Here is a 275-nt window from a genome sequence, read left to right as displayed (position 1 = left end):
AGGCCATGTGGCGATCAAGGCGATCTTCATCGGTATAAGTAAGCACCTTGACGCAAGCATCCCTGAATTGAGCGGTGCGCGGCGCGACGCCACCGCGTTGTGGGCGTTATTCGCCGACACGATCGAAGGCCTGTCTGCTCGGCTGTTGCTCGACGAGACCGCCACGCACGCGGAAGTTACGCAGGCCATCCTGGGAACGCTGTCGGCTGCGGATGAACATGATGTGATCGTGATTTCGTTCGCCGGTCACGGGTCGCCCGACGGCAATCTGGTCG

The 275-nt window shown here is 61.1% G+C and carries 1 protein-coding gene; it reads left to right on the top strand.

All coding sequences use genetic code 11. From position 1 onward, the window contains the following. Window positions 1–275, top strand: a 275-nt coding sequence (locus SB724_RS20000) for a caspase family protein (RefSeq protein ID WP_410572568.1), incomplete at both ends; no start/stop codon positions are given.

The sequence above is a fragment of the Bacillus sp. SIMBA_031 genome (genome assembly GCF_046535225.1).
Taxonomy (GTDB): domain Bacteria; phylum Bacillota; class Bacilli; order Bacillales; family Bacillaceae; genus Bacillus; species Bacillus velezensis.
Note: the sequence above shows the minus strand (reverse complement) of the source record. Positions and strands in the feature narration are given on the sequence as shown.